Raw genomic sequence first — 25,510 nt, 5'->3', positions numbered from 1 at the left:
AATAAGCAAAAAAAAACCTAATTCAATCGGTCTATTACTTTTTCTACAATTAGAGAGGTATCAATAAAAATTAAAGAGAAAACACCTATTAAAAGTAAGACTTTCAAAACATTATGCATCAATCTATATTGTTTTACTTCTGAAGAGTTCCATAAATAAAAACCTAGAAAAATTAGAACAAACAAGGCAAAATAAAAATAATATCTCATATAACTTAATGCCGGATAACTAAACAAAACTACAATAGGAAACAGCGTTAAAACTAATAAGAATATTGATAATTGTTTTGTTTTTACCTCTCCGTAAACTACAGGAAATGTATCATAATTATTTACTATTGCCCCTTTCATACTCTGCAAATCTTTTAGTAATTCTCTTACCATAAGGACTAAAAATAAGAAAACTGCATGCGCAAAAATGATTTTAGAAAAATTCTGAAAATGCACAAATACCGCAAAGAAGGGAAGAATAGTAAGTACTGTAGCAGAAACTAAGCCCGTAAAAGGATATTTTTTAAGCTTGTGAGAGTAAAACCAAATAGCAAAAATATAAATAGCAAAAAATAAAGCGGCTCTAACAGATATTAAATAGCCAAAAATAAAACCTAAAAAATTTAAAGTAAAATATAGTTTTAATTTAGTAGACTGCTTTACATAATTATCTAACCCCGCTTTTAAAGGACGGTTGATACGGTCTACTTTTGCATCATAAAAATTATTAATAATATAACCAGACGCCACAACACATATACTTGCTAAAACAATATGTAGCAAGTCTATATCAAAAATAATGTTTCTAAGAGATTTTGAAGGCGAAAAAACAAAGATAGCCGCTAAATATTGCGCTAAAACTAAAACAAGGATATTATACCCCCTGATAACAGAAACTAAGCTTAAAAGTTTAAAAATATTTTTTTTGACCTTAAAACTAAGCATACATTTAGAATCTATAAACCAGCTCTAACTTGTAGTCTTTAAGACTTTTTTGAGCTTTTTCATAATCTTCAGTAAAACCTAAAATGTAACCACCACCACCAGAACCACAAAGTTTCAGATAATAATCATTTGTTTTAATTCCGTTTTCCCAAACTTTATGAAAAGCATCTGGAATCATCGGTTTAAAATTCTTTAAAACTATTTTAGATAATGACTTTACATTACCAAACAAAGATTTTACGTTACCGCCTAAGAAATCTTCTATACAAGCGTCTGTTGTAGTTGCAAACTCTTCACTTATCATTTTTCTAAAACCTTCGTTTTTCATCTTATTCATAAAGATGTTTACCATAGGTTCAGTTTCACCAATTTGCTCAGAATCTAACAAGAAAACGGCACCTTTTCCTTGTTTTTGAGAAGGAATACCTGCTGGCTCTACATTGTCTTTAGAATTGATTAAAATGGGCAAGCTCAGATAACTGTTTAAAGGATCTAAACCAGAACTTTTACCATGAAAAAAAGATTCCATTAAAGAAAAAACCTGTTTTAACTTTAACAGCTTTTCTCTTGTTAAGTTTTCTAATACCGTTATTTTATCAGCGGCATATTTATCATAAATAGAAGCTACTAAAGCACCAGAACTCCCTACTCCATAACCTTGTGGTATAGAAGAATCAAAGTACATTCCATTATCTATATCTATCTTTAAATCGATTAAATTAAAAGTAACTAAATCTGTTTCTAAAGCAGATAAATGATTGTAAAAACGCTCTAAATTTTCATTTGACACCTTGCGGTTTCCAGATAAATTAGACGAAGTTTTTAAAGCGCCTCTATACGCGTTAAATGGAATTGCTAAACCTTTGGAATCTTTGATGATTCCGTATTCTCCAAAGAGAAGGATTTTAGCATAAAATAATGGTCCTTTCATTTTTCTTTTTTATAGTACTGCAAAAATACAACTTATTATATTAAGGTAGAAATATTAAATATTCTTGTAAAAAGTTTTCCAAACACCAACTTTTTCACCTTTAACGTATTTTCCTTTTTCCTTATTTTTTCCGTTTCTATAATACGTCTTCCAAACACCTTCTTGTAATCCATTTTCATAGCTTCCAGAAGTTCTTAATTCACCCGATTCATAAAATTCAGAAAAAACGCCGTCATACTTGCCTTTAGAATAGCCTATTTTTCTAAAAATGTTACCACTTTTGTAGTAGTATTTTACATCATTTTCATCCGTAGAAACTACTTTATAAAAAGAAGAATTGGTTTTATTTGTTTCTTTTAAATCAGAATCTAACCATGTGATTTTTTGTGCAGAAATAGTTATTGTAAAAAAGAAAAATAAAATTGATAGTAACTTTATAAAAACTTTCATTTAAATTATTTTAATTCTAATACCCTATTTTTTACTTGCTCCAAACCCCACAGAATCATAAATATACTGATTTTTTTGACAGTATTTAGAAAGTTCTTTTTCTATAAATTGATTTACAGCTTTTTTTTCATTCTCCGGATACAAAACATGTACGTTTGCACCAGCATCTAAGGTAAAACAGATATTACTATCGTTTTCATTTCTGTATTCCCAAATACTATTGATAATCTCTAACGTGTTTGGTTTCATCAAAATAAAATATGGGTTGCTCGTCATCATCATTGCGTGCAATGTTAATGCTTCACTTTCCACCAAACCGATAAAAGCTTTTATGTCTCCATTTTGTAGTATCTCTGAAATCTTAGATAAATTATCATTCGCCTGAGCAAAACGACTTTCTGCATACGGATGATTGTGCATTAAATTATGACCAACCGTACTAGAAACTTGCTTTTCGCCTTTGTCTACCAATAGAATAGCATCTTGATAATTCTCGAAAATCGAATGTACTTTGTAAGGAAATTTTACACCAAATAAATCTGAACTGCCTTCTATTTCTGGATGTTTTCCCCAAACAACCATTGGTCCTTCTATACTTCTACTTGCGCTTCCAGAACCTAAACGCGCTAAGAAAGAAGCTTTTTTATTTATTTTCTCTGCTGACAAATCAGGATTTAAGGCAGATTCTAAACTCATTAAACACATAGCAATGGCACTTAATCCGCTTGCGGAAGATGCAATACCACTAGAATGCGGAAAAGAATTCTCTGAATTAATGGTCATTTTATAGTCAAAAATATACGGACAATATTCTTGTATTCTAGTAAAGAATTCTGCAATTTTTGGTTTAAAAGCATCTTTCTGTTTTCCTTCAAAAAACAAATCGAAATCTACTTTTTCTGATGTTTCTTTTTTCTCGAAATCAATTGTAGTAATGGTATGACAATTGTTTAAAGTAAAACTAATAGAAGCATTTTTTGGTATTTGCGGATTACTCTTTCCCCAATATTTTACCAATGCAATATTACTTGGTGTTTGCCAAGTAAAGCTTGCTTTTTCTACTGAATTGTTCTTTGATTTTGAAATAAATTGTGCTGTATCCAAACGTATAAAATTTACATCAAAGATAAAACTATTTCAAAGAATTTCCGTTTAACTTTTTAAGTACATTTTCTTTGTACGTTCTACTTATAGGAATTGCATTTTTTTCAATTTCAATAAATTCATTCGTATAAGAATCTGTTTTACTTAAATTGATAATATAAGACCTATGAATTCTTAAAAATTGTTGAGAAGGCAATTTCATTTCTAAATTACTAATCGTTTCTCTAGTTACTAAAACCGTGTCTTTTGTATGAATTTTGATATAGTGACAACAGATTATCTACAACCAAAGTAGCATTAATTCTGAAATGGGTATTTTTGCATTCTATGCATACAAAAAAAGTTTTTCTACTTCTAAACGGAGAACCTCCAATAGCAATTCCTAATTTAGAGGAATATGAAATTATTTGTGCTACAGATGGCGCTTATCAATTTTTAGAAAAGAATAAAATCAAGCCCAATTTTATTAGCGGAGATTTTGATTCTATAGAAAACATTCCAGAAAACATTCCAGAAAATATTGAAGTAATTCATACTCCAAATCAGGATTTTACAGATTTTGATAAAATCCTTCAGATTCTTTTCGATAAAGGTTTTAAAAACGTTGATGTTTTTGGTGCAAGCGGAAAAGAACAAGACCATTTTTTAGGAAACCTGCACACAACAATTCAGTGGAAAAACAAATTAAAGCTTACTTTTTTCGATAATCATAGTCGTTATTTTTTAGCGGATAAAAGCACTACTATTTCTAATTCTGCAGGTAAAACGATTTCTTTAGTTCCTTTTCCTAAAACAAAAAACATTAGTACTTTAGGATTGCAATATCCTTTAGATAAGGAAGATTTAACTTTCGGAGAAAGAATTGGCACAAGAAACAAGGCAATTACAAACGATATAAAAATTACTTTTGAAAGCGGAGAATTATTCATTTTCATCAACCATTAAAAACAAAAAAAATGAGTAGAAAAATAAAATTATTATGGGATTTTAGAGGTCCTGATGCACAAGAAACCGCAAAACATCATACCATTCATTTAAAAGAATTTGCAGCTTTAGAAAACTTAACTTTTCATGAAATTGATATTGAAGAAAAGAACCCAAGGTTGTTTGCTGCTTTTATTACTGTTGATGAAAAAGACATGAAAACCTATAGAGATGCCTTAAAACCTCATCGAGGTGAAGTTGGGTAATCTGGTTTCATTTTATAATAGTTAAATATTTTACAACAAATAAACATTTTTATTAATCCTATTATAAAATTAACTAATTTTGTAGTGTCATAACTTGTATGACAAAAAATAATGAAGCAAAAACATCAAATACTAAAAGTACTATTACTCATTTCAATTTATTGTTCTGGGATGTACCTTTCTGCAAATACTACATCTTATTTTAGCAAACAAAATGCTAAACAAGATACAGAACAGCTTGCGTATTTAGTTACTGCTTCTAAAGTGTTTCATGCACATACACAACAGTCAGAAAACTTAGTTTCTGAAGTATTAGAATTTTCATTACCCAATTTTAAATTGTCTTCAGACGATTTATTAGCAATTTCATATACAACTAAACTTGAGTTTAATTCTAAGTTTAAACAGTATAAGAATTACTTAAGTAACACCCTAATTAGACAGCGAAAGTCTGATCTTATTTTTCCTTTCCATAATTTTTGGTAACCCTTTATTTTATTTACTAACAACAACCTTTAATAGGTCGTTATAATAAAACACTGATATGTTACGGATGACCGTTTCATATAAAAATCAGTATATCAAAAAAATTAAAAAACATAAAATGGATTTAGGTACAATAATAATAGGAGTAATATGTATTGCATTATGTGCATTACCTTTTGTATTAACAAATAAAAACAAAAAAAATAAAGAAAAAGAATTATTAAACTCGCTAAAAGACTTTGCAAAACAACATAATTCTGAAATTACAGACTATGAAATTAGCGAATCTTACGCTATTGGTTTAGACGAAACAAAACGCACTATTTCTTTCTTACAAAAAACAAAAGAAAATGTTGACCTTCAATTTATAGAGCTTAACACAATTAAAAACTGTGAAATAAACAACATCAGTAAGTCTTTAGGAAAGAACGAAACAACACTTGATAAATTAAATTTAAAATTGAATGTTATCGGTAAAAATAAACCTAGTATTACTCTAGAATTCTTTAATTCAGATATTAGCTTTCAACCTGTTAACGAGTTCGATTCTATAGAAAAATGGAACAAAATAATTAATTCATTACTTCAAAATCAGCAACAAAATAAAGCTGCATAATACCCTTAAAATAATAACGGATCTTACTAATTTATATATACAAAATAAGGTTCGTTATTATTTATATAGCACTCAACACCAAATAGTTCATTGATGTTTTCCTAAAATTGACATAAAAAACTATATTGAATTTGATTAAAATAAAAGAGGTACGTCAATTGAAGTTAAATATTCTTTATTAGTTTTGTTGTTAGGAAAAGTAAACTCCTCATAAAACTTTATAAATGCGTACTTTTTTATTCAATCATATTGCCCTTTCTGTTAAAGACGTAGATGAATCTATAGCATTTTATCAGAAAGTACTTCATCTTAAAGAAATTGAAAATACTTCTTCTAACTCAAAAACGAGATGGTTATCACTTGGAGAAAGCAAACAACTTCATATAATTCCGCGTCCAGATTTTGAGGTAAAAACAAATAAAGCCGTTCATTTTGCTTTAACTACTTCAGATATAGATTCATTTGTAAGCTATCTAAAAGAACTAAAAATTGAGTATTCCGATTGGCTTGGTACAGCTAATAAAGATTATATTAGAAAAGATGGTATTAAACAAGTGTATTTTCAAGACCCAAATGGATATTGGATTGAAGTAAACAATGATATTTAATTCATCAATAAAAAAACTATTTCCACTTTATACCACAACCCATACTTGGTTTTTGGTTTTCTAAAGCAGATTTATTTTCTAATAAAAAATCCAAAGAAGTTCTTAAATCGATACCTGTAACTGGTTTTCCGTTTCCTGGTCTAGAAGCATCTAATTGTCCGTGATAAACCGCTTTTAAATCGGCATCAAACACATAAAAATCTGGTGTACAAGCAGCATCATACGCTTTTGCTACTTCCTGAGTTTCATCATACAAATACGGAAAAAGATAGTTTTCTTCTTTAGCCAATTGCCTCATCAATTCAGGCGAATCTTGCGGATAATTATCAACATCATTAGAGCTTATCGCTATAAATCCAATTCCTTTTTGCTGATAGTCATTTGCCATTTTTACCAACTCACTATTTACATGAATTACAAACGGACAATGATTACAAATAAACATAATTACTGTTCCTTTTTCTCCTTTTGCTTCGTTTAAAGAAACCAAAGAATCATCAACTGTATTTAATAAAGTAAAATTTGGTGCTTTTGTTCCGTTTTTAAACTCGTTAGATTCTGTTCTTGCCATAATAATTATCTTTTGATTTGTCATTGCGAGGTTACGAAGCAATCTGTTGTTTAACCAAGAGATTGCTTCATTCCTCGCAATGACATTTTTTATATTTTAATCCTCTGCCAAAGCATTTGCACAGATAAAACCACCTGTCCAGGCATTCTGAAAGTTAAATCCTCCAGTAACTGCATCGATATTTAAAACTTCACCTACAAAAAAGAGGTTTTTATGCTTTCTACTTTCAAAACGTTTAAAATTAATTTCTTTTAAATCTACTCCACCGGCAGTAACAAATTCATCTTTAAAAGTAGTTCTTCCGTTGGCATTAAAAACTCCTTTTGTTAACTGATTTGCTAAACCTTCTAATTGCGCAGTATTTAAATCCGCCCAATTCTGAGTCGCTTTAATTCCTGCTGCAATTACAAAACGTTCCCACAATCTTTTAGAAACCTCAGCAAATGGAGATTTTAAAATAGCTGTTTTTCTAGGTTCTTTCTTTTTTAAATTTAAAAGAACATTTAATACTTTATCTGTTGGTCTAGACAACCAATTTACTTCTACGTTGTATTGATAATTTTTATCCGCTAAAATTCTTGCGCCAAAGGCTGATAATTTTAAAACTGCAGGTCCACTCATTCCCCAATGCGTAATTAACAAAGGTCCGGATGCTTCTAATTTTGTTCCAGCAATCGTTACAGTAGCGTTTGGTACTGAAGTTCCCAATAAATCTACCAAACGTTTATCATTGATATTAAAGGTAAATAAAGACGGAACAGGTTCTATAACATCATGGTCTAAAGTTTCGCACAATTCCCACACTTTTTTAGAACTTCCTGCTGCAATTACTAATTTATCAGCTTCAAAAACTTGTTCTTTTGTGTTGATAACCCATTTGTTATCTTGTTGAGAAACTGAATTTACACCACAGTTTGTGAACACTTTAATACCTAAGTTATCAACAGCATTCTGAAAACAATCTATAATAGCCTGACTCTTATTTGCTTCTGGAAAAACACGATTATCATCTTCAATTTTTAAAGGAACGCCTCTGTTTTCGAACCACTCAAAAGTATCACCTGTCATAAATTGATGAAAAGGTCCTAGCAATTCTTTTTCTCCTCTTGGATAAAATTTCACCAATTCTTTAGGTTCAAAACAAGCATGTGTTACATTACATCTTCCACCTCCAGAAATTTTTACTTTTTGTAAAACGTCTTTCCCTTTTTCGAGAATCGTAATATCTAATTCAGGGTTATTTTCTTTTGCGTTTATCGCTGTAAAATATCCTGCTGCTCCACCTCCAATAATTATTACTTTACTCATTTTTTAACTTGTATAAAACCTCTCGACTGCGCTCGATGAGACATTTAGAATATTAGTAGTCAGGTCGAGCGCAGTCGAGACCTAAAATTTTATTATAAAACCATTTCTTTATACCTAAGAATGGTTGTAAATCCTTTATTTTTAAAATACGTTGGTGTTTCAGTATTTCCTGTTACTAGTACAAAATCTCCTCCCCAAGCGCCTAAACTTTTTATGGCTCCAAAATAATCTGGAAATAATTTTTCTTTTACCGGTTTTAGTTTGATAATAGAACTAATAATTTGCTCATGTTCTACAATTAAATCCTCAAATTCCTCTAAGAATTCAACTTTTAAAAAGTCATCAGAAATCTCTGAAATTCTTTTTATTTCTTTATTAAAACTGATATCACTTTCTCTAAATTTTGCAATTCCTTCTTTAGAATCTTGTTTCTGATTTAGATGTACAAAAAACAAATTCTCTTTAAAACTTGGGTTGAATTCAACAGGTGCTACAACAGGTTTTTTATTTTCTATTTGATAAAAAACGGGTGTATTATTCTGAGCACAAGCAATATCATAACCACTTCCTTTAAAAGAATTCCAAAGTAATTGAAAAGCATCTACTTTTGCCCAAGCAGCAATAGAGTTTATTAAAGTTGATGATGTACCTAATCCCCAATTTCTTGGAAATGTAAGGTTTGTTTTTACCATGAACCCATTTTCTGATTTTAAAAAATCTGGATTTAAGCTTTTTGCTTCTACCAAAATACTTAACAACGTTTCCGCTATTACATCAGCATTTCCTTCTTTATCAGAATTAAATGTACAATTTACCAAACGTAGTTTTTGTAAATCGAAAACGGCTTCGAACCAACATTCTCCTGTATGCGTAAAACTTCCCCAAATAATCTGAGGTTCTTTTATTTTTTCAACACTTAAATCTTGTCCAAATTTAGTGGGTATTGCTAAAGATTTAGCACCATCTAAAACCAGGTATTCTCCTGTTAGTAAAAGTTTTCCGTTGGAATAATAGTTCTTCATTATTATCTTTTATCAATTGCATCCAGCTTTAGCTGGATTACATAAACAAATTACATACAAATGGCATTAGCCAAAATATATTTATCAATCATTGCAATTCAAATTTAAACCAATCCGAATTGTTTAAAATGATGTGTAAAATGTTTTACATGAAATTTCTGCCAATAAGCATAATCTAATTCCCCAAAAAAAGGATGATTTTCAGCATTCGCTGTTTCAAAATGAGTTTTAAAATTATCAATTTGAATAAATAAATCATTTATAGCTTCACCAACGGAATTAAATTTTAAATCATTTGGTTCTTCAGACAACAAAGGCGCTTTAAAACCAACTTGTAATTCACCTTCTGTATTTAAAAAAGGTTTTCTTCTTGCAGATTTCTCATCAGAAACATAATAATCTGCAGCTACTTTTCCGTTAGAAATCTGAAGTAAAAAACTTAAATGTTCTATCATTTGTTGTCCATTCATCTTTCCAAAAATAGGTTTTGAATTTTTATCAATCTTATACAACTTAGAACTCACTAAATTTTTATCCAAAAAATCAATCCAATTAATGTTTGGTTTTCTTAAGGCATCTATCTTTTCTACTACCGCAGAATGTGTCACTGTTTTCTTATCAAAAAAAGCAGTAACTATCTCTTTTTCTTCTTCTGTTGCATTAAATTGATTTAAGATATTCTGCAAGTGCATTTTCATGTGTCCGTGCTGAATTCCTTTAGTTGTTAACGCCCTTAAAGCTGCAAAATTTTGAGCCAATCCTGCTGCAGCCATAACTTGCATTAATGTTCTTGCAGATGGTTTTTGCAACATTTCTAAAGATAACTTTGCTAAAGGATGTAAACCTGTTAAACCACCAACCGTACCTAAAGCTAAAGGAATTTCTATCCAAAATTTAAAAACTCCATCATCAATAGAACAATGAGATAAACTTGAATATTGTCCTGATCTAGACGCGTACGCATGCGCACCTGCTTCTACTGCTCTAAAATCATTACCAGTTGCTAAAACAACGGCATCAACGCCATTCATAATTCCCTTATTATGCGTCACCGCTCTGTAAGGTTCTATTTCTGCAATTTTTACAGCTTGATAAAATTTCTCTGCAAATTTTTGAGGATTCTCTCCTCCTAATTCTTCTATTTTACAACTCACTTCTGCTCTAACCACACATTCTGGAACGTAATTAGATAAAATACTCATTACAATTTCTATATCGTCTTTTTCAAACTTTTTAGCAATTGCCTCTAAACAAGAATTGATAAAGTTTGCGCCCATTGAATCTTTCGTTTCAAAGGTTACATGTAATTGATAATAGTTTTCTAGTTTATCAGTTTTATCAACTAATTTAATATCTAAAATTCCGCCGCCACGTTTTTCCATATTTTTAGTGATGGAAGCCGTAGCTGCAAATAATTCTGTTTTGTTTTTATTGAAATAGGTTTCAATTTCAGTTTTATCGCCAGCATACATAAAATGGACTTGCCCAATTTTTGTAGTACCAATAACCATTGTTTTAAAACCACCTCTTGTACTCCAAAATTTCCCCACCAAAGAAGCTGCTGCAACCACAGAGCTTTCTTCTACAACCATAGGTATTACATAGGTTCTATTATTAATTACAAAATTTGGTGCTATACCAAAAGGCATGTAAAAGTTAGAAATTGTGTTTTCTATAAAATCATCATGCAGTTGTTGTAAATCTTTATTGTCGTTCCAATACTGCTTAATAATAGCTTTAGTTTCTGATTGATTATGGAAATAATTTTCTGTTAACCACGTAATCTTTTCATCTTTAGTTAACTTAGAAAAACCTGAAATAAGTTTGCTCATTCATTTGGGTATAAAAGTATCGAGAACAAAGATAAGTCAAACTGTTAAAACATTAGGAGATATTCAAGTTTTCTGATTTTTTAAGATATTTTTTATGGATTTTTCCGTAAACTTGGCAAACTTTTATCAAATCCCAAGGTCTACAATGAAAAAAGGAATCTTTTTTGTAACTATTATATTATTAACTAGTTACATATCTTTAGCACAAACAAACTCAAAACAAACATCAAATTTAAAAGAAATTACACTAGAAGAAATCTGGAACGGAACGTTTTCTGCAGAAAGAATGAATTCTTTAAACTCTATGAATGGTGATTTTTATGCTGTTTTAGACTATGATAGACAAACCAGATCGGTTTCTGTAGACAAATACAGCTATAAAACATTAGAAAAAGTAGAAACGATTGTAAATAGTGCCAATTTAAAAGGCTTAAATAACTTTTCTTCTTACAGTTTTAACAATGATGAAACCAAACTTATTTTAGGTACTAACTTTGAGCAAATTTATCGTCATTCTAAAAAAGGTACTTACTATGCCTACGATATTGCTACCAAAGAACTGACTTTAATTGGAGAAGCTATTCAAGAACCTATTTTTTCTCCAGATAATAAAAATGTTGCTTATGCAAAAAACAATAACATTTTCATTAAAAATGTAGCATCAAACAAAATTACTCAAGTTACAAACGATGGTAAAATAAATGAAGTAATTAACGGTATTACAGACTGGGTTTACGAAGAAGAATTTGCCTTTGTAAGAGCTTTTGAATGGAATAAAACCGGAACGCATTTAGCATTTTTACGTTTTGATGAAACCAACGTTCCTACTTTTTCTATGGATGTTGTTGGTACAGAATTATACCCAACACAACAAGTTTTTAAGTATCCTAAAGCAGGTGAGAAAAATGCAGATGTGACTTTACATATGTATACGCTTTCATCTAAAAATACAGAAACAATTTCTTTGGGAGATTATGAATATATTCCTAGAATAAAATGGTCTAATGATTCAGATATTTTAGTTGCAACGACTTTAAACCGTCATCAAAATAACTTAAACCTACACAAAGTTAATTCTCAAAATACTACTGCTTCTTTATTATTAAATGAAACTGATAAAGCGTATGTAGATATTACAGACAATCTTACTTTTTTAGCTGATAACAGTTTTATTTGGACAAGCGAAAAGGATGGTTACAACCATATTTATCATTATGATTTTAATGGAAAATTAATCAATCAAATTACAAAAGGAGATTGGGAAGTAACCAACTACTACGGTTTTAACGAAAAAAAGAAAACTATCTATTATCAATCTGTAGAAAACGGATCTATCAATAGAGGTGTGTATTCTATCAACATAAAAGGAAAAAAGAAACAGTTATTAAGTAATGAAAGCGGACAAAATAATGCGTCATTCAGTAAAAACTTAAACTACTTTATCAACACATATTCATCAGCAGAAACACCACCTATTTATTCTTTATACACAGCTAAAGGACAAATGTTAAAGGTGATCAAAAATAATGATGCTTTAAAAGAAAGATTATCGGCATATAAAATGAGTCCTAAAGAGTTTTCTACAATTAACATTAACGGAAACGACTTAAATATGTGGATGATTAAGCCTTTAGATTTTGATGAAAACAAGAAATATCCATTATTAATGTTTCAATATTCTGGTCCAGGTTCTCAACAAGTTGGGAATACTTGGAACGGAAGTAATGATTACTGGCATAACATGTTGGCTCAAAAAGGGATTATTGTAGTTTGTATTGATGGACGTGGAACTGGTTTTAAAGGTGCCGATTTTAAAAAGGTAACTCAGAAAGAATTGGGTAAATACGAAGTAGAAGATCAAATTGCAGCAGCAAAAAAATTAGTAGAACGTTCTTACATCGACAATAATAATGTTGGTATTTGGGGATGGTCTTATGGTGGTTTTATGAGCACAAATTGTATTTTAAAAGGAAATGACATTTTTACTACAGCAATTGCAGTTGCTCCGGTTACTTCTTGGCGTTTTTACGATTCTGTTTACACGGAACGTTATATGCAAACTCCACAAGAAAATGCAAGCGGTTATGATGATAACTCACCATTTAATTATGCAGACAAATTAAAAGGAAACTATTTATTGGTTCATGGAACTGGTGATGACAACGTGCATGTACAAAACTCTTACAGAATGATAAATTCTTTAATTGAAGCTAATAAACAATTTGATATGTTTATTGTACCAGACAGAGCACACGGAATTTATAAAGGAAGAAATATGCGTTTAAATTTGTACACAAAAATGACTAACTTTATCGACGAAAATTTAAATAAAGAATCAACTAAATAAAAGGATAAACTATGAGTAATTTAATAAAAGAACCACATGAAAAAGAGTTATTTGGGCATCCTGTAGGGTTGTACGTATTATTTTTTGTGGAAATGTGGGAACGTTTTTCTTATTATGGAATGCGAGCAATTTTAACGTTATATCTTGCTGCTCCAATTATTATGGGAGATCCACAATCTGGTTTTGGTTGGACTAATGGTGAGACTTTATCTTTTTACGGAACATATACCATGTTTGTCTATTTAACATCCATTCCTGGAGGTTGGATTGCTGATAAATTTATAGGACAAAAGAAAGCAGTAATGCTCGGAGGAATCTTATTGTGTATCGGTCACGGAATTTTAGCAATTGATGCGCAATGGGCATTCTTTACAGGGCTTATTTTTATTGTAATTGGTGTTGGTTTCTTAAAGCCAAACATATCTACAATGGTTGGAGGTCTATACAAACAAGGAGATGAGAGACGAGACAAAGGTTTTTATGTTTTCTACATAGGAATTAACTTAGGAGCTTTCTTAGGAGCTATTTTAGTTGGTGCAGTTGCCGCTAAATATGGATGGCATTATGGTTTTGGTCTAGCGGGTATTGGTATGGGACTTGGTCAAATTGTATATATGTATGGCTTAAAATATTTAGGTAGCGTTGGAAATTTTATCGGTAATGCAGATTCACCTGATAAAGAATTACTAAAAAAGCCTTTAACTAAAATTGAAAAAGATAGAATGTTAGTAATGTTTCTTTCTTTCTTAATAATTATTGTTTTTTGGGGTGCTTTTGAACAAGCCGGTGGATTAATGAGTTTATATACCGAACAAAAAACAAATAGAATTTTATCTTTCTCTTTACCTTTAATTGGAAATGAAATTCCAGCCGCTGTATTTCAATCAGTAAATGCATTCTTTATCATTGTATTAGGAACTGCTGTTGGTGGATTTTGGTATAAATGGAAAAGTAAAGGAAGAGAAGCTTCTTCTATATTTAAGATGGCAGTAGGTGTAATTATTATGGCTTTTGGTTTCTTCTTTATGAGTAAAGCTGCCTCTGAGGTAGTAATGAATGGAGATGAAGTAGCAGAAAAATCTGCAATGATTTGGTTAATATTGGCATACCTTTTTCATACAATTGGTGAGCTTTGTGCTTCTCCTGTTGCATTGTCATTTATAACTAAGTTAGCGCCATTAAAATACGCTTCTTTAATGATGGGTGCTTATTTTGCTGCAACTGGTCTAGGTAACAAAGTTGCTGGTTTTATTGGAGGTCTATCTGAAGATGCTGGAGATTTTGAAGTGTTTACAGGAATTGCAATAACATGTACTATTTTTGGTTTATTATTGATTGCAATTCTAAAACCTCTAAAAAGGTTGACGCATGGTGCAGAAGATAGAACAGAAACTAAAAGTGATGAGACCGAAGGTTTTGAATTCCGAATCAGTAAAAAAACAGAATAACAACCTTATAAAATTTACCTTAATGAGGTTTGTAATAATTAAATAATTTTAACTTTTATACATGAATACCACTAAGTACAGATTTGAAGGTTCAGAAATGAACAATAAATTATTGCTAGGACATCCAGCAGGTTTATTTATTTTATTTTTCACAGAAATGTGGGAACGTTTTTCATACTATGGAATGCGTGCATTATTAGTTATTTTTTTAATTTCATCATTAACTGATGGTGGTTGGGCTTGGAGTCGTGAAGATGCTTTAAGTTTATACGGCACCTACACAATGTTAGTGTACTTTACTCCTATTATTGGAGGTATTTTAGCCGACAGGTTTTTAGGCTACAGAAATGCAGTTGTTATAGGTGCTTTATTAATGACACTTGGGCACGCAGCAATGGCATTTGATACTCCTTGGGCATTATATGTTGGTATTGGTTTATTAATTGCAGGAAATGGTTTCTTTAAACCTAATATTACTTCAATTATTAATGGTGTTTACAAAAACGCTCAAGAAAAAAAAGATGGTGCATTTACTATTTTTTATATGGGTGTAAATGCTGGTGCTTTTTTAGGTATTATGCTTTGTGGTTATGTTGGTGAAACCTATGGTTGGCATTTTGGTTTTGGTTTAGCTGGTATTTTTATGTTTTTCGGAATGTTACAATTCTATTTTGCTCAAAGCATTTTTGGTAAAGTTGGTACAAAACCAAGTAAAGTTGTTGATTTATCTGATGCAGTTGCTAGCAAAGAAGAAAAGAGTTATGACGATGTACCAAGCAATGTACAGAGAGACAGATATATTGTTGTTGGTATTTTAGCATTTTTTACTATTTTCTTTTGGGCCGCATTTGAACAAGCAGGTGGTTCTATGACTATTTTTGCTAAAGATTATACCAATAGAGTATTAGAAGGTAACGCTGCAAATATTTTTAGAATAGCAAATACACTACTTACTGTTGTACCTTTAATGATTATTACCTATGTTTTAATTAGTTTATTTAAAATTACTTTTAAAAAATATGCATTATCTAATCTTTTCTTAGGAATCAGTTTTGCGGTAATTTGGATCATAGTAATCATCATGTTAAAAAACCAGTTTAGTGAAGTTTCTACAGAAATACCTGCTTCTTGGTTTGGAATTTTAAATTCATTCTTTATTATAACATTTGCGCCTTTATTTTCTAAAATTTGGGAAAGCAAATTCAATCCACCTGCAACCGTAAAATTTGGTGTTGGATTAATATTATTAGGACTAGGATTCTTAGTTTTGGCCTATGGTTCTGCAAGTATACCTCAAGGTGCACAAACAGCATCTGTAAGTGTTATTTGGCTTATTTTAGCCTATTTACTTCATACTCTAGGTGAATTAAGTTTATCTCCGGTAGGATTGTCTTACGTATCTAAATTAGTACCAGGAAAAATGATTGCAATGATGTTTGGTCTTTGGTATATTGCAGTTGGTATGGGAAATAAATTAGCAGGATTGATGGGAGGAATGATTGATAAAATAACAACAGAATACTCTATGAGTACTTTCTTTTTAATTTTCACTTTTGTACCTATCATTGCAGGTCTTTTAATTATGAGCTTAACGCCTTTATTAAAAAAACTAATGCACGGAGTAAAATAAACTTCATCCAAATAAATAAAAAAAGAGCTTTTTTAAAGGCTCTTTTTTTTTGTAAATTAGACCTAAATATTACGACTCAATAATTATGAAAAAACTGATATTACTTATTGCTGTTTCCCTATTTTATATAAATACAAATGGGCAAGAAAACATTAAATGGCTTGGTTTTGAAGAGGCTATCGAATTAAACAAAGCAAACCCAAAACCTATTTTAGTTGATATATATACAGATTGGTGTGGCTATTGTAAAAAAATGGATTTAAACACCTATTCTAATAAAACAATAGGTGATTATATCAATAAAAACTTTTACGCTGTTAAACTAGATGGTGAAGGCAAAGAGGATATCATTTTTAATGATCATACGTTTAAATTTCAAAAAGAAGGTAGACGTGGTTACCACCAACTTGCAGCTTCTTTAATGGATGGTAAATTATCTTACCCAACTACCCTCTTTTTGTCGGAAGATGTACAGTTATTAGATAAAATCCCTGGTTATTTAGACAAAGAAATTATGGAAAAAATATTGGTCTATTTTTCTGATGAACTTTACAAAACTAAAAAATGGGAAGACTTTGATAATGATTTTAAAAGTAATTTAAAATAACACTCTTGTAGACATAAACACCTACACGTTTTTTTAATCAATAATAAACGCCCCGTTTTGACCTGTATAATGAAAAGGAATTTGATGTTTTAAACAAGTCTTTTCCCAAAGGATAACATCACTTTTATAATTAGAACCATCTGCAATAATTTGTGATGGTTTTATGCTTGCTATCATTCTTGTTAGATTAATTTTTGGTGAATACTGCAATACAACAACGGGTTCTTTCATACCCAAAACATTGTAAACACCTAAACTATCAATCAATAAAATATTCTTTTTAGAAAATTGAATAAAATTCTTAAAATTGGTCTTTTTAACCTCATCAATACCTTCTGTAATTCGATACGTTTTAATACTATTTTCATTTTCGAATCTTACGATATCTAAGTTGTGTTCTATAAATAGCTGACCTCCTACTCTTTTTCCAATCATAGAGAACCTACTTTTATGAAATACAATCAATTCTTTTTTAGATTTATTTTCGTTCGATTCAAATAGAAAAACACTCTGCAAAAATAAAATTGAAATTAAAAAGTAAATAAGTCCTTTAGACGACTTTTTTAAAAAGAAAGACACTGCTAAAAACAGAAATACATACCAAAATAGCATGCTGCTAAATGAAATTGAAATTTCTTTAAACAAGAATTCTTCTTGATGAGAAACCCAACTTACAAAACCATTCATCCAAGAAATAACAACTCCGTAAATATCTGCTAAAAATTGAGGTAAAACATCTAAGACTGCTGTTATAATAACTAAAATTCCGCCTATTAAAATTGCCCCTAAAAAAGGGATGATGACTAAGTTCGATGCTAAAAACAACCCTGGAAATTGTTGAAAATAATAAATACTTAAAGGCAAAATCCCTACTTGAGCGGCTAATGAAACGGTTAACAATTGCCAGAAAAAATTTACAATCTTGTACTTAGGTTTCCATATTCCATAAATTTTAGGTTGTGTCCAAAGTATCCCAAAAACAGCTAAATAACTTAACTGAAAACCTACATCGAAAAGAAACATTGGCTTTATCAACAATAAAAAAAGCATGGAAGAAATGAAGGAAAACTCTACTACATTTTTTCTACGAAAAGACAATCCGATTGCTAAAAAAGTAAACATAGTTACAGCTCTAACAACCGAAGCCGATAGACCAGCTATAAAAGCAAACATCCAAAGTAAAGAAACAATAATAACTGTTTTTATAAACTTTCCGTATTTTATTCTTTCTACAGGTTTAAAGATAAAAGATAGAATCCACAAAATAACACCTACATGCAACCCAGAAACAGCTAAAATATGTATAGCTCCCGCTCTTTGATAATCTACAATTAATTCTTTAGAAATATCTTGTCGCTGCCCCAATAACAAAGCATTTATCACTGCTAATTCGTCTGGCTTAAAATGATATTTTTCTAAACCTTTCTGAATTAAATTTCTAAATGTAGCCGACAAACCAAATACGGTCTTTGCTTTGGTATTCAACCTTAAAAATTTATTTTCATCAATAAATATCTGATGATGAATGCCCTGTTTGGCTAAATAAGATTTATAATTAAATTGATGCGGATTTAAAGGCGGAATTAACTCTTTTAAAATAGGTTTTAAAAATAGCCGATCATCAACTTTTAAAGGATTTGAAATACTATCATTTTTAACATTTAAAAGTACCGTACCCAAAGTCTTCAGATCATCAACCTTAATAATAGTCGCCTCATATTTTTGATAATAATTCCCTGGTTTTAATATTTTATGAATCTGTAAAACAACCGTAAAATTATCCTTTAAATGATGTTGATAATAAGAATCGTAATTTCTATCATCATTTAAATAAACCGATGAAACACCAACAAAAAAAAATAGAACAAAAGCAATACAGGTTCTTATAACTTTGTTCTTTATCAAAAAAACAAGCATTGCAAGAACCCCTAAAAACAATAAAATTTTTAAAAAATCTGACTTCCAAAATTGAGTGAAAAACTGGAAACAAATTCCAATAATTAAAAACACAACAAAGTGCAAGGGTATATAATGGTACAACCTTTTCATAGCAAGCTAAAGTTACTAAAAAAAACGTTAATAACTAATTATAAGATAGTTGTTGCTTTTACAAATGCTTTATTCCAATATTTTTCTGATAAAGTAGAAACAATAACACCTCTAGATGTTGTTGCGTGAACAAACCTAATTTGTCCTTTTATATGAGAAACCACCAAACCAACATGATTGATGCTTCGTCTACTTTTACTGGTTCTAAAGAATAATAAATCTCCTTTTTTTACTTTACTTAAAGAGATTTTCTTTCCTCTCTTTGCCATATCTCTAGAAATTCTTGGCAATTGTACATTTTCGCTTCCAAAGGCAACATAAACAACCCCAGAACAATCCATTCCTCTATTAGTTGTTCCTCCAAATTTATAACGAACTCCTTTGTATTCTAAAGCATTTGAAACAATTCTATCTACTTTTGTAGTTGGTTTTGTTGTCTTTTTAACAACGGTTTTAGTAGAGGAACAAGAACTTAATACAAAAGAAAATACAACTATTAAAAAAAAACATTTCTTCATATTAAATATTCTTTTACTGATGATTGATACACTTAAACCAACAACTTAGTCCCAATGATACGAGGTATGCTTCCTAAACATGTTTTTTCTTTCAAAGCAAGCCTTTGCGAATTAAATTATTGGCTATCGCCCTGCAATTAAACTTCTTCTAAAACTGATTTCCCACTTGTTTGATCACCAGAAGTCCATTGCCACTCTTCATAGAGTCTTATTTTTCCATTAGACTCCATTTTAGGCTTAGAGCTGCAAATACCTGTCATTAGTTCTCCTTTAAGATTCACCTGATGATAACGCATTTCTATATTTCCATCTTTGTCTACAAGACCTATTAAATGACCTTTTACTATTTTCCCTCCTTTATATTCACAAGTAAGAATAGTATCCTTTTGCTTATATTCAAAAATAGTTTCTTCTGATGTTTCTCCATTCTCGGTATTTTGAACTACTCTAAATTTCTTATTATTATAATTCATAATATATAAGCTAGTTTACTTCCTTTTTTAAATCACTTACAATTTGTTTAGCAACTTTTTCTGAAGCACCTTTTCCTCCCAATTTCTTTACTAAGTCAAGATATTCTAAAAATAATTTTTCTCTATATGTATCGTCTAAAATCTTAGTCAATTCTATTTTTAAATTCTTCTCATTAAAATCATTCTGAATCAACTCTTTTACCACTTCTCTATCCATGATTAAATTTACCAAAGAAATAAATTTTAAAGTGATGATTCTTTTTGCTATCTGATAAGAAATATTGCCACCTTTATAACAAACTACTTGCGGAACGTTAAACAAAGCTGTTTCTAAAGTTGCAGTACCAGACCCAACTAATGCAGCATAAGAAACACTCAACAAATCATACGTTTTATTGCTAATAAAACTTACTTTTCTATTACCAATAATACTTTGATAAAAACTAAAATCTTGACTTGGAGCCCCAGCAATTACAAACTGATAATCTGAAAAATCATCAATTAAAGACAACATTACAGAAAGCATTTTAGTAATTTCTTGCTTTCTACTTCCGGGCAACAATGCAATAATAGGCTTATCTGTTAAGTCATACTCTTTTCTAAAAGCAACTTCTTCTACTTGTTTTCTACCTGCAATTCCATCAATCAAGGGATGCCCAACAAAAGTTACTTTATAGTCGTATTTTTCGTAAAATTCCTTTTCAAAAGGAAGAATTACAAACATTGTATCGATATCTCTTTTAATATCTTTAACTCTACTTGCTCTACTTGCCCAAACTTGAGGAGAAATATAATAATTCGTTTTAAAACCTTGTTCTTTTGCCCATTTGGCAACACGTAAATTAAAACCTGAATTGTCTATAAGAATAAGTACATCTGGTTTAAATTGTGCAATATCTTTTTTACAGAATTTAATAAAACCCAATACCTTAGAAAGATTCATTATAACCTCAAAAAAGCCCATAAAGGCTCTTTCTTTATAATGGCTAACCAAAGTGCCACCAACACTTTCCATTAAATCTCCACCCCAAAACCTAATATCTGCGTTTGCATCTTCTTTGTACAAAGCTTTCATTAGGTTAGAACCATGTAAATCTCCTGAAGCTTCACCAGCAATAATATAATATTTCATAAGTTTTTACTTGTCTGGTCGAGCGCAGTCGAGACCTTATTAAACCTCTCGACTGCGCTCGAGGAGACATTATCTCTATTAAATAAACTTTAAAACCAAAGTAGTCAGTGCCAATAAAATAGTGGCCAATAATACTCCTTTAGCTTTATGATCTTGTTTCTTTTTGATAAAAACAAAAAATACAAATAAATTAGGAATTGCTGCTAAAGACAATACTTTACCGTACAATTCTCCTTCTTTAATTAAATCGATAGTTTCGTAAAAACCAAATTTCGAAATATATTCTAAATATAAAAATATACCTCCAAAAGTTGCAAATAATGAAACTAAGACTCCTATTAAAATATGTTTTTTTACAGTTCCCAAGCGTTTAATTTTTGAATCATGTGATGTGCAGTCATATCGAATTGTACAGGTACTACAGAAATATAGCCACTTTCTAATGCATAAAGATCTGTATCTTGGCCTTTATCTTTATTTATAAACTCACCAGAAAGCCAATAGTACTCTTTACCCATTGGATTTTTTCGTTTATCAAAAATTTCTTTCCAATATCCATTTGCCTGTCTACAAATTTTAACTCCCTTTATTTCTTCCTTTTTTAATTTTGGAATATTTACGTTTAAAACAATTCCTTCTGGAATACCGTTTAACAACGCATTTAATGTAATGTTTTTTATAAAATCTTCAGATTGTTTAAAATCTGCATGCCATTTAAAATCTAATAGAGAAAAACCAATAGCAGGTATTCCTTCTATTCCTGCTTCTATTGCAGCACTCATAGTACCAGAATAAATAACACTAATAGAAGCATTAGAGCCATGATTAATACCAGAAACACATAAGTCTGGTTTTCTATTTAAAATTTCATTTACCGCCATTTTTACACAATCTGCAGGTGTACCAGAACAAGTGTATTCTAATTGCGGTCCATCATCTATAGTTATAGCATTACAAGTTAAAACATTATCAACAGTAATGGCATGCCCCATTCCGCTTTGCGGACTATCAGGAGCTACAACAACCACTTCTCCAATTTTATTCATTATTGTAATTAAAGCTCTTAAACCAGGAGCCGTAATTCCATCATCATTCGTAATTAAAATTAATGGTTTGTTTTGCATCATCATTGTTTAAAGTTCAAAATTTAGAATTAAAGGTAGTTTTCAATTTAAATATTGAACTTTAAATTCTAAATTATTTTAAGCAAATATAATTGATTTTATACGATTCTTTTTTAACATTTTGTAAAGAATACAATTTCTCTTTTTTACGTAATATTGTAGAAACGAAAGCTATTTTGAGATTTAAAAATTGAACCAAAAGAAGAAATAGTGTTTAATCCATTCACAAAAACGAATAAGACTAGTAGTTACTAAATAATTTTGGCATTATTTTAGTAGTTTAGCAAAGCACAACTAGTAATTTTAGAATTAAAAAAACGACATACCTAAATATGAAGACAAAATATAAAATCACCACATTTTTATTAGCAATACTTCTATTTGCAACTAGCTTGCAAACTCAAGCCGCTAATACGGATACCAATTCAGATCCTGAGAAAGATAAAATTTTAGTATACATTCTTAGAAATATTCTAACTAGGAGCCATTTTGTTGTAAAAGACATGAATGATGATTTCTCTGAATATGTTTTTACTGAATTTATTGATGGCTTAGACCCAAGTAAAAGGTATTTTACTCAAAAAGACATGAAAGATTTCTCTAAGTTTAAATATGAAATTGACAATCAACTTTTAAAAGAAGATGTCTCTTTTTATAACTTGGTTTATGATCGTTTTTCTAGTAAAATTAAAAATGCAAAATCGTATTACGGAGACTTGTTAAAACAACCGTTCAACTTTAAAAAGAATGAAACGATTGATGTAGATTATGAAAAAGTTCCGTTTGCTAAAAATGAAAATGAGCTAATAGACTACTGGCGCAAGCAGCTAAAATTAAGTACTTTAATTAGAATTCAAGATAAGTTAGATAAACAAAAAGCAGACGTACTTAAAGACAAAAATCACAAAACGAAAAGTTTTGACGAATTCGAAAAAGAAGCTCGTGCAGAAGTGCTTAAAAACATGGACGATTTATATGTTAGAATTGAAGAATTAGAACATGAAGATTGGTTTTCTACTTTTTTAAACAGTGTTGTTGGTGCTTTTGACCCACACACAACCTATATGGCCCCAAGTATAAAAGAACGTTTTGACCAAGACATGTCTGGTAAATTAGAAGGTATTGGAGCACGTTTAGTAAAAAAAGGAATTTACACAGAAATTTTTGAATTAGTTTCTGGTGGACCTGCTTGGAAAGAAGGTAGCTTAGAACCTGGTGATATTATTTTAGAAGTTGCTCAAGGAAACGAAGAGCCTTTAGATATTGTTGGAATGCGTTTAGATGATGCTATAAAATTTATAAAAGGAAAGAAAGGTACTGAAGTTAAATTAACAGTTAAGAAAAAATTAGACGGTACAAACAAAGTTATTTCTATTACTAGAGATGTTGTAGAACTAGAAGAAACTTTTGTAAAATCTAGTATTGTAGAAAAGGATGGTAAAAAATTCGGAATTATAGATTTACCTAAGTTCTATATAGATTTTAACGAGGAAAGCTATAGAGACTCTGCTAAAGATATGGAACAAGAAATAGAACGCCTTAAAAGCGAAGGAGTTAGTGGTTTAATTGTAGATTTAAGAAACAATGGAGGTGGCTCTTTAAAAACAGCAATAGAAATTAGTGGCTTATTTATTAATGAAGGCCCAATTGTACAAGTAAAATATAGAGGTGAAAATCCAATCATAAAAAAAGATATTGACCCAAAAATTCAATGGGAAGGAGCAGTCGTTGTTTTAGTAAACGAATTTTCTGCTTCTGCTTCAGAAATTTTTGCCGCAGCAATGCAAGATTATAAAAGAGCGGTAATTATGGGCGGTAACCAAACCTATGGTAAAGGAACCGTACAAAGTGTATTGCCAATTAATCAATTTACAAAATATGATAAAGATTTAGGAGCACTAAAAATGACCATTCAAAAATTCTACAGAGTTAACGGTGGTTCTACTCAAATTGAAGGAGTATATTCAGACATAGCTATGCCAGACAGATATAGTTATATGAAATTTGGAGAAAGAGATTTAGATGGCGCACTCGTTTGGGACAAGGTTAAGCAAGCAGATTATGTGCAAACAAATTCGTACCAAAACTTTAATGATGTTGTTAATAATAGCAAACAAAGAATTGCTACCGATTCTAAATTTAAGTTGATAAATGAATACGCAAAATGGTTAAAAAAGAAACAAGATGACACTTCTTACTCTTTAAACTATAAACTTTTTGAAGAAAGTAATGTGGCCAATGAAAAAGATGCTGAAAAATTTAAATCTGTTTTTGATTATAAATCTAATTTGACTTTTAATTCACCAAATTATGAACTTTCATTAATTAAAAAAGATACAGCTTTAGCAGATAAACGATTGGCATGGCACAAAAACTTATCTAAAGATGTGTATGTTTTTGAAGCTATAAACGTTTTAAGTGAATTAAAAATGAATACTAAAAACGAAATAGTAAAATATTAATAATCTTTTAAACAATAATAACAACAAAAAGCCTGATAATATTATCAGGCTTTTTTAAATAAATATAAAATGAGCTTTAAAGTAACATTTCACACAAAATGGTCTGACTTTGATCCGAATAGACACATGCGACATACTGCATATAATGATTATGCCGCAGAAGTAAGAGTGCGTTTTTTTAAAGAACAAGGTTTTTCTATAGAACAATTTACAAAACACAACCTTGGTCCTATTCTATTTACAGAAGAAACTTCTTTTAGAAAAGAAATTCACTTAGGTGAAAACATTTCCGTAGATTTTAAAATTTCTGGTTTGTCTAAAAATAAGGAACGCTGGAAAATTACACATCAAGTTTTTAATGAAGCTGGTCAGTTATCTGCAATTATAAAGGTATATGGAGCTTGGATAGATTTAACTAAAAGAAAACTAACCATACCTCCTGCAGAAGCACAATGCTTATTTGACAGTGCAATAAAAAGTGAAGATTTTGAAGAAATAGCTCTTACTAGAACCTAAATTATAATTTATTTTGTCATTCCTTAAAAGCAGGAATCGATATTAACAAAATTAAATTAATAACAGTATCAGTTTGATTCATAATCGCTCTAATGTAAAAGAAGAACTTTTAAAAGCTAGTACAAAAAAAATCGTCTAAATTTCTTTAGAC

Annotated in this window: 26 protein-coding genes and 1 pseudogene; 11 read left to right on the top strand and 16 right to left on the bottom strand. The window is 30.1% G+C overall.

Annotation, left to right across the window (positions count from 1 at the left end):
• Positions 1-17: 17 nt before the first annotated feature.
• From WG945_RS12825 to WG945_RS12805, 5 genes are read right to left on the bottom strand one after another with little or no spacing between them, the layout of a single operon-like run.
• A complete protein-coding gene (locus tag WG945_RS12825; RefSeq protein ID WP_068449480.1) occupies positions 18-935 on the bottom strand; it encodes a geranylgeranylglycerol-phosphate geranylgeranyltransferase in 918 nt (305 codons plus the stop codon).
• 4 nt (positions 936-939) lie between these two features.
• On the bottom strand, positions 940-1,866 hold the full coding sequence (locus tag WG945_RS12820; protein WP_068449481.1) for a mevalonate kinase family protein: 927 nt from the start codon (positions 1,864-1,866) through the stop codon (positions 940-942).
• Between the two features lie 54 nt (positions 1,867-1,920).
• Positions 1,921-2,316: a toxin-antitoxin system YwqK family antitoxin gene (locus WG945_RS12815; protein ID WP_068449482.1), complete on the bottom strand. Its 396-nt coding sequence runs from the start codon at positions 2,314-2,316 to the stop codon at positions 1,921-1,923.
• A gap of 24 nt (positions 2,317-2,340) precedes the next feature.
• Entirely contained in the window at positions 2,341-3,420 is a 1,080-nt protein-coding gene (locus tag WG945_RS12810; protein WP_068449483.1) for a diphosphomevalonate/mevalonate 3,5-bisphosphate decarboxylase family protein, read from the bottom strand.
• Between the two features lie 28 nt (positions 3,421-3,448).
• On the bottom strand, positions 3,449-3,676 hold the full coding sequence (locus tag WG945_RS12805) for a LytR/AlgR family response regulator transcription factor (RefSeq protein ID WP_262501943.1): 228 nt from the start codon (positions 3,674-3,676) through the stop codon (positions 3,449-3,451).
• A gap of 71 nt (positions 3,677-3,747) precedes the next feature.
• On the opposite strand from WG945_RS12805, the gene WG945_RS12800 reads away from it, so the two are divergent.
• The 5 genes from WG945_RS12800 (at position 3,748) to WG945_RS12780 (ending at position 6,320) form a co-directional block, all read left to right on the top strand.
• Positions 3,748-4,365, top strand: a complete 618-nt coding sequence (locus tag WG945_RS12800) for a thiamine diphosphokinase (protein WP_068449484.1) — start codon at positions 3,748-3,750, stop codon at positions 4,363-4,365.
• A gap of 11 nt (positions 4,366-4,376) precedes the next feature.
• Complete coding sequence (locus WG945_RS12795) at positions 4,377-4,610, top strand: hypothetical protein (RefSeq protein WP_068449485.1); 234 nt, start codon at positions 4,377-4,379, stop codon at positions 4,608-4,610.
• 111 nt (positions 4,611-4,721) lie between these two features.
• The gene (locus WG945_RS12790) at positions 4,722-5,096 is read left to right on the top strand and encodes a hypothetical protein (RefSeq protein WP_068449486.1); all 375 of its coding nucleotides are present in this window, start codon (positions 4,722-4,724) and stop codon (positions 5,094-5,096) included.
• A gap of 118 nt (positions 5,097-5,214) precedes the next feature.
• Positions 5,215-5,712: a hypothetical protein gene (locus WG945_RS12785; RefSeq protein ID WP_157603597.1), complete on the top strand. Its 498-nt coding sequence runs from the start codon at positions 5,215-5,217 to the stop codon at positions 5,710-5,712.
• Between the two features lie 224 nt (positions 5,713-5,936).
• Positions 5,937-6,320, top strand: coding sequence for a VOC family protein (locus WG945_RS12780; RefSeq protein WP_068449488.1), 384 nt, complete (start codon positions 5,937-5,939; stop codon positions 6,318-6,320).
• Between the two features lie 16 nt (positions 6,321-6,336).
• Here the strand turns inward: WG945_RS12780 and WG945_RS12775 are convergent, their stop codons facing one another.
• The 5 genes and pseudogenes from WG945_RS12775 to WG945_RS12755 all read right to left on the bottom strand — a co-directional run.
• Positions 6,337-6,891, bottom strand: coding sequence for a thioredoxin family protein (locus WG945_RS12775; protein ID WP_068449489.1), 555 nt, complete (start codon positions 6,889-6,891; stop codon positions 6,337-6,339).
• A 96-nt stretch (positions 6,892-6,987) separates the two neighbouring features.
• Positions 6,988-8,199 (bottom strand): NAD(P)/FAD-dependent oxidoreductase, encoded by a 1,212-nt coding sequence (locus WG945_RS12770; protein ID WP_068449490.1) that lies wholly within the window; start codon positions 8,197-8,199, stop codon positions 6,988-6,990.
• Between the two features lie 92 nt (positions 8,200-8,291).
• Complete coding sequence (locus WG945_RS12765; protein ID WP_068449491.1) at positions 8,292-9,221, bottom strand: GYDIA family GHMP kinase; 930 nt, start codon at positions 9,219-9,221, stop codon at positions 8,292-8,294.
• 104 nt (positions 9,222-9,325) lie between these two features.
• The gene (locus tag WG945_RS12760) at positions 9,326-9,676 is read right to left on the bottom strand and encodes a DUF1569 domain-containing protein (protein WP_231874628.1); all 351 of its coding nucleotides are present in this window, start codon (positions 9,674-9,676) and stop codon (positions 9,326-9,328) included.
• Between the two features lie 108 nt (positions 9,677-9,784).
• Positions 9,785-11,053, bottom strand: a pseudogene (locus WG945_RS12755) (hydroxymethylglutaryl-CoA reductase, degradative); the annotation flags it as partial.
• Positions 11,054-11,198: 145 nt separating this feature from the next.
• Here WG945_RS12755 and WG945_RS12750 point away from each other — a divergent pair.
• From WG945_RS12750 to WG945_RS12735, 4 genes are all read left to right on the top strand, one after another.
• The gene (locus WG945_RS12750; protein ID WP_082864224.1) at positions 11,199-13,400 is read left to right on the top strand and encodes a S9 family peptidase; all 2,202 of its coding nucleotides are present in this window, start codon (positions 11,199-11,201) and stop codon (positions 13,398-13,400) included.
• A gap of 11 nt (positions 13,401-13,411) precedes the next feature.
• On the top strand, positions 13,412-14,848 hold the full coding sequence (locus WG945_RS12745; protein ID WP_068449493.1) for a peptide MFS transporter: 1,437 nt from the start codon (positions 13,412-13,414) through the stop codon (positions 14,846-14,848).
• A gap of 61 nt (positions 14,849-14,909) precedes the next feature.
• Positions 14,910-16,478, top strand: a complete 1,569-nt coding sequence (locus tag WG945_RS12740; RefSeq protein ID WP_068449494.1) for a peptide MFS transporter — start codon at positions 14,910-14,912, stop codon at positions 16,476-16,478.
• 85 nt (positions 16,479-16,563) lie between these two features.
• Entirely contained in the window at positions 16,564-17,085 is a 522-nt protein-coding gene (locus WG945_RS12735; protein WP_068449495.1) for a thioredoxin family protein, read from the top strand.
• A 33-nt stretch (positions 17,086-17,118) separates the two neighbouring features.
• Here WG945_RS12735 and WG945_RS12730 read toward each other — a convergent pair whose 3' ends face one another.
• The 6 genes from WG945_RS12730 to surE form a co-directional block, all read right to left on the bottom strand.
• A complete protein-coding gene (locus WG945_RS12730; RefSeq protein ID WP_068449496.1) occupies positions 17,119-19,134 on the bottom strand; it encodes a ComEC/Rec2 family competence protein in 2,016 nt (671 codons plus the stop codon).
• Between the two features lie 38 nt (positions 19,135-19,172).
• A complete protein-coding gene (locus WG945_RS12725) occupies positions 19,173-19,652 on the bottom strand; it encodes a C40 family peptidase (protein ID WP_068449497.1) in 480 nt (159 codons plus the stop codon).
• Between the two features lie 137 nt (positions 19,653-19,789).
• Positions 19,790-20,125 carry a n-acetylglutamate synthase gene (locus WG945_RS12720; RefSeq protein ID WP_231874625.1) on the bottom strand — a complete coding sequence of 112 codons (336 nt, stop codon included), beginning with the start codon at positions 20,123-20,125 and terminating at the stop codon, positions 19,790-19,792.
• A 10-nt stretch (positions 20,126-20,135) separates the two neighbouring features.
• Positions 20,136-21,257: a lipid-A-disaccharide synthase gene (lpxB, locus tag WG945_RS12715; protein ID WP_068449499.1), complete on the bottom strand. Its 1,122-nt coding sequence runs from the start codon at positions 21,255-21,257 to the stop codon at positions 20,136-20,138.
• 78 nt (positions 21,258-21,335) lie between these two features.
• Positions 21,336-21,623 (bottom strand): hypothetical protein, encoded by a 288-nt coding sequence (locus WG945_RS12710; RefSeq protein ID WP_068449500.1) that lies wholly within the window; start codon positions 21,621-21,623, stop codon positions 21,336-21,338.
• Complete coding sequence (gene surE, locus WG945_RS12705; RefSeq protein ID WP_068449589.1) at positions 21,611-22,381, bottom strand: 5'/3'-nucleotidase SurE; 771 nt, start codon at positions 22,379-22,381, stop codon at positions 21,611-21,613. The genes WG945_RS12710 and surE overlap by 13 nt, the downstream gene beginning before the upstream one ends.
• A 332-nt stretch (positions 22,382-22,713) precedes the next feature.
• Between surE and WG945_RS12700 the strand changes: the two genes are divergently transcribed.
• Positions 22,714-24,843: a carboxy terminal-processing peptidase gene (locus WG945_RS12700; RefSeq protein ID WP_068449501.1), complete on the top strand. Its 2,130-nt coding sequence runs from the start codon at positions 22,714-22,716 to the stop codon at positions 24,841-24,843.
• A gap of 69 nt (positions 24,844-24,912) precedes the next feature.
• Positions 24,913-25,359: an acyl-CoA thioesterase gene (locus tag WG945_RS12695; RefSeq protein ID WP_068449502.1), complete on the top strand. Its 447-nt coding sequence runs from the start codon at positions 24,913-24,915 to the stop codon at positions 25,357-25,359.
• Positions 25,360-25,510: the final 151 nt, after the last annotated feature.

The organism is Polaribacter atrinae, from assembly GCF_038023995.1.
Lineage (GTDB): Bacteria > Bacteroidota > Bacteroidia > Flavobacteriales > Flavobacteriaceae > Polaribacter > Polaribacter atrinae.
Note: the sequence above shows the minus strand (reverse complement) of the source record. Positions and strands in the feature narration are given on the sequence as shown.

Excerpts from the sequence above, each read along its gene's own strand:
- WG945_RS12820 (WP_068449481.1), bottom strand. The coding sequence starts at position 1,866 with ATGAAAGGACCATTATTTTATGCTAAAATCCTTCTCTTTGGAGAATAC.
- WG945_RS12800 (WP_068449484.1), top strand. The coding sequence starts at position 3,748 with ATGCATACAAAAAAAGTTTTTCTACTTCTAAACGGAGAACCTCCAATA.
- WG945_RS12775 (WP_068449489.1), bottom strand. The coding sequence starts at position 6,891 with ATGGCAAGAACAGAATCTAACGAGTTTAAAAACGGAACAAAAGCACCA.
- WG945_RS12720 (WP_231874625.1), bottom strand. The coding sequence starts at position 20,125 with ATGAATTATAATAATAAGAAATTTAGAGTAGTTCAAAATACCGAGAAT.
- WG945_RS12750 (WP_082864224.1), top strand. The coding sequence starts at position 11,199 with ATGAAAAAAGGAATCTTTTTTGTAACTATTATATTATTAACTAGTTAC.
- WG945_RS12745 (WP_068449493.1), top strand. The coding sequence starts at position 13,412 with ATGAGTAATTTAATAAAAGAACCACATGAAAAAGAGTTATTTGGGCAT.
- lpxB (WP_068449499.1), bottom strand. The coding sequence starts at position 21,257 with ATGAAATATTATATTATTGCTGGTGAAGCTTCAGGAGATTTACATGGT.
- surE (WP_068449589.1), bottom strand. The coding sequence starts at position 22,381 with ATGCAAAACAAACCATTAATTTTAATTACGAATGATGATGGAATTACG.
- WG945_RS12825 (WP_068449480.1), bottom strand. The coding sequence starts at position 935 with ATGCTTAGTTTTAAGGTCAAAAAAAATATTTTTAAACTTTTAAGCTTA.
- WG945_RS12695 (WP_068449502.1), top strand. The coding sequence starts at position 24,913 with ATGAGCTTTAAAGTAACATTTCACACAAAATGGTCTGACTTTGATCCG.
- WG945_RS12700 (WP_068449501.1), top strand. The coding sequence starts at position 22,714 with ATGAAGACAAAATATAAAATCACCACATTTTTATTAGCAATACTTCTA.
- WG945_RS12795 (WP_068449485.1), top strand. The coding sequence starts at position 4,377 with ATGAGTAGAAAAATAAAATTATTATGGGATTTTAGAGGTCCTGATGCA.
- WG945_RS12735 (WP_068449495.1), top strand. The coding sequence starts at position 16,564 with ATGAAAAAACTGATATTACTTATTGCTGTTTCCCTATTTTATATAAAT.
- WG945_RS12725 (WP_068449497.1), bottom strand. The coding sequence starts at position 19,652 with ATGAAGAAATGTTTTTTTTTAATAGTTGTATTTTCTTTTGTATTAAGT.
- WG945_RS12770 (WP_068449490.1), bottom strand. The coding sequence starts at position 8,199 with ATGAGTAAAGTAATAATTATTGGAGGTGGAGCAGCAGGATATTTTACA.
- WG945_RS12765 (WP_068449491.1), bottom strand. The coding sequence starts at position 9,221 with ATGAAGAACTATTATTCCAACGGAAAACTTTTACTAACAGGAGAATAC.
- WG945_RS12790 (WP_068449486.1), top strand. The coding sequence starts at position 4,722 with ATGAAGCAAAAACATCAAATACTAAAAGTACTATTACTCATTTCAATT.
- WG945_RS12760 (WP_231874628.1), bottom strand. The coding sequence starts at position 9,676 with ATGATAGAACATTTAAGTTTTTTACTTCAGATTTCTAACGGAAAAGTA.
- WG945_RS12780 (WP_068449488.1), top strand. The coding sequence starts at position 5,937 with ATGCGTACTTTTTTATTCAATCATATTGCCCTTTCTGTTAAAGACGTA.
- WG945_RS12740 (WP_068449494.1), top strand. The coding sequence starts at position 14,910 with ATGAATACCACTAAGTACAGATTTGAAGGTTCAGAAATGAACAATAAA.
- WG945_RS12815 (WP_068449482.1), bottom strand. The coding sequence starts at position 2,316 with ATGAAAGTTTTTATAAAGTTACTATCAATTTTATTTTTCTTTTTTACA.
- WG945_RS12785 (WP_157603597.1), top strand. The coding sequence starts at position 5,215 with ATGGATTTAGGTACAATAATAATAGGAGTAATATGTATTGCATTATGT.
- WG945_RS12730 (WP_068449496.1), bottom strand. The coding sequence starts at position 19,134 with ATGAAAAGGTTGTACCATTATATACCCTTGCACTTTGTTGTGTTTTTA.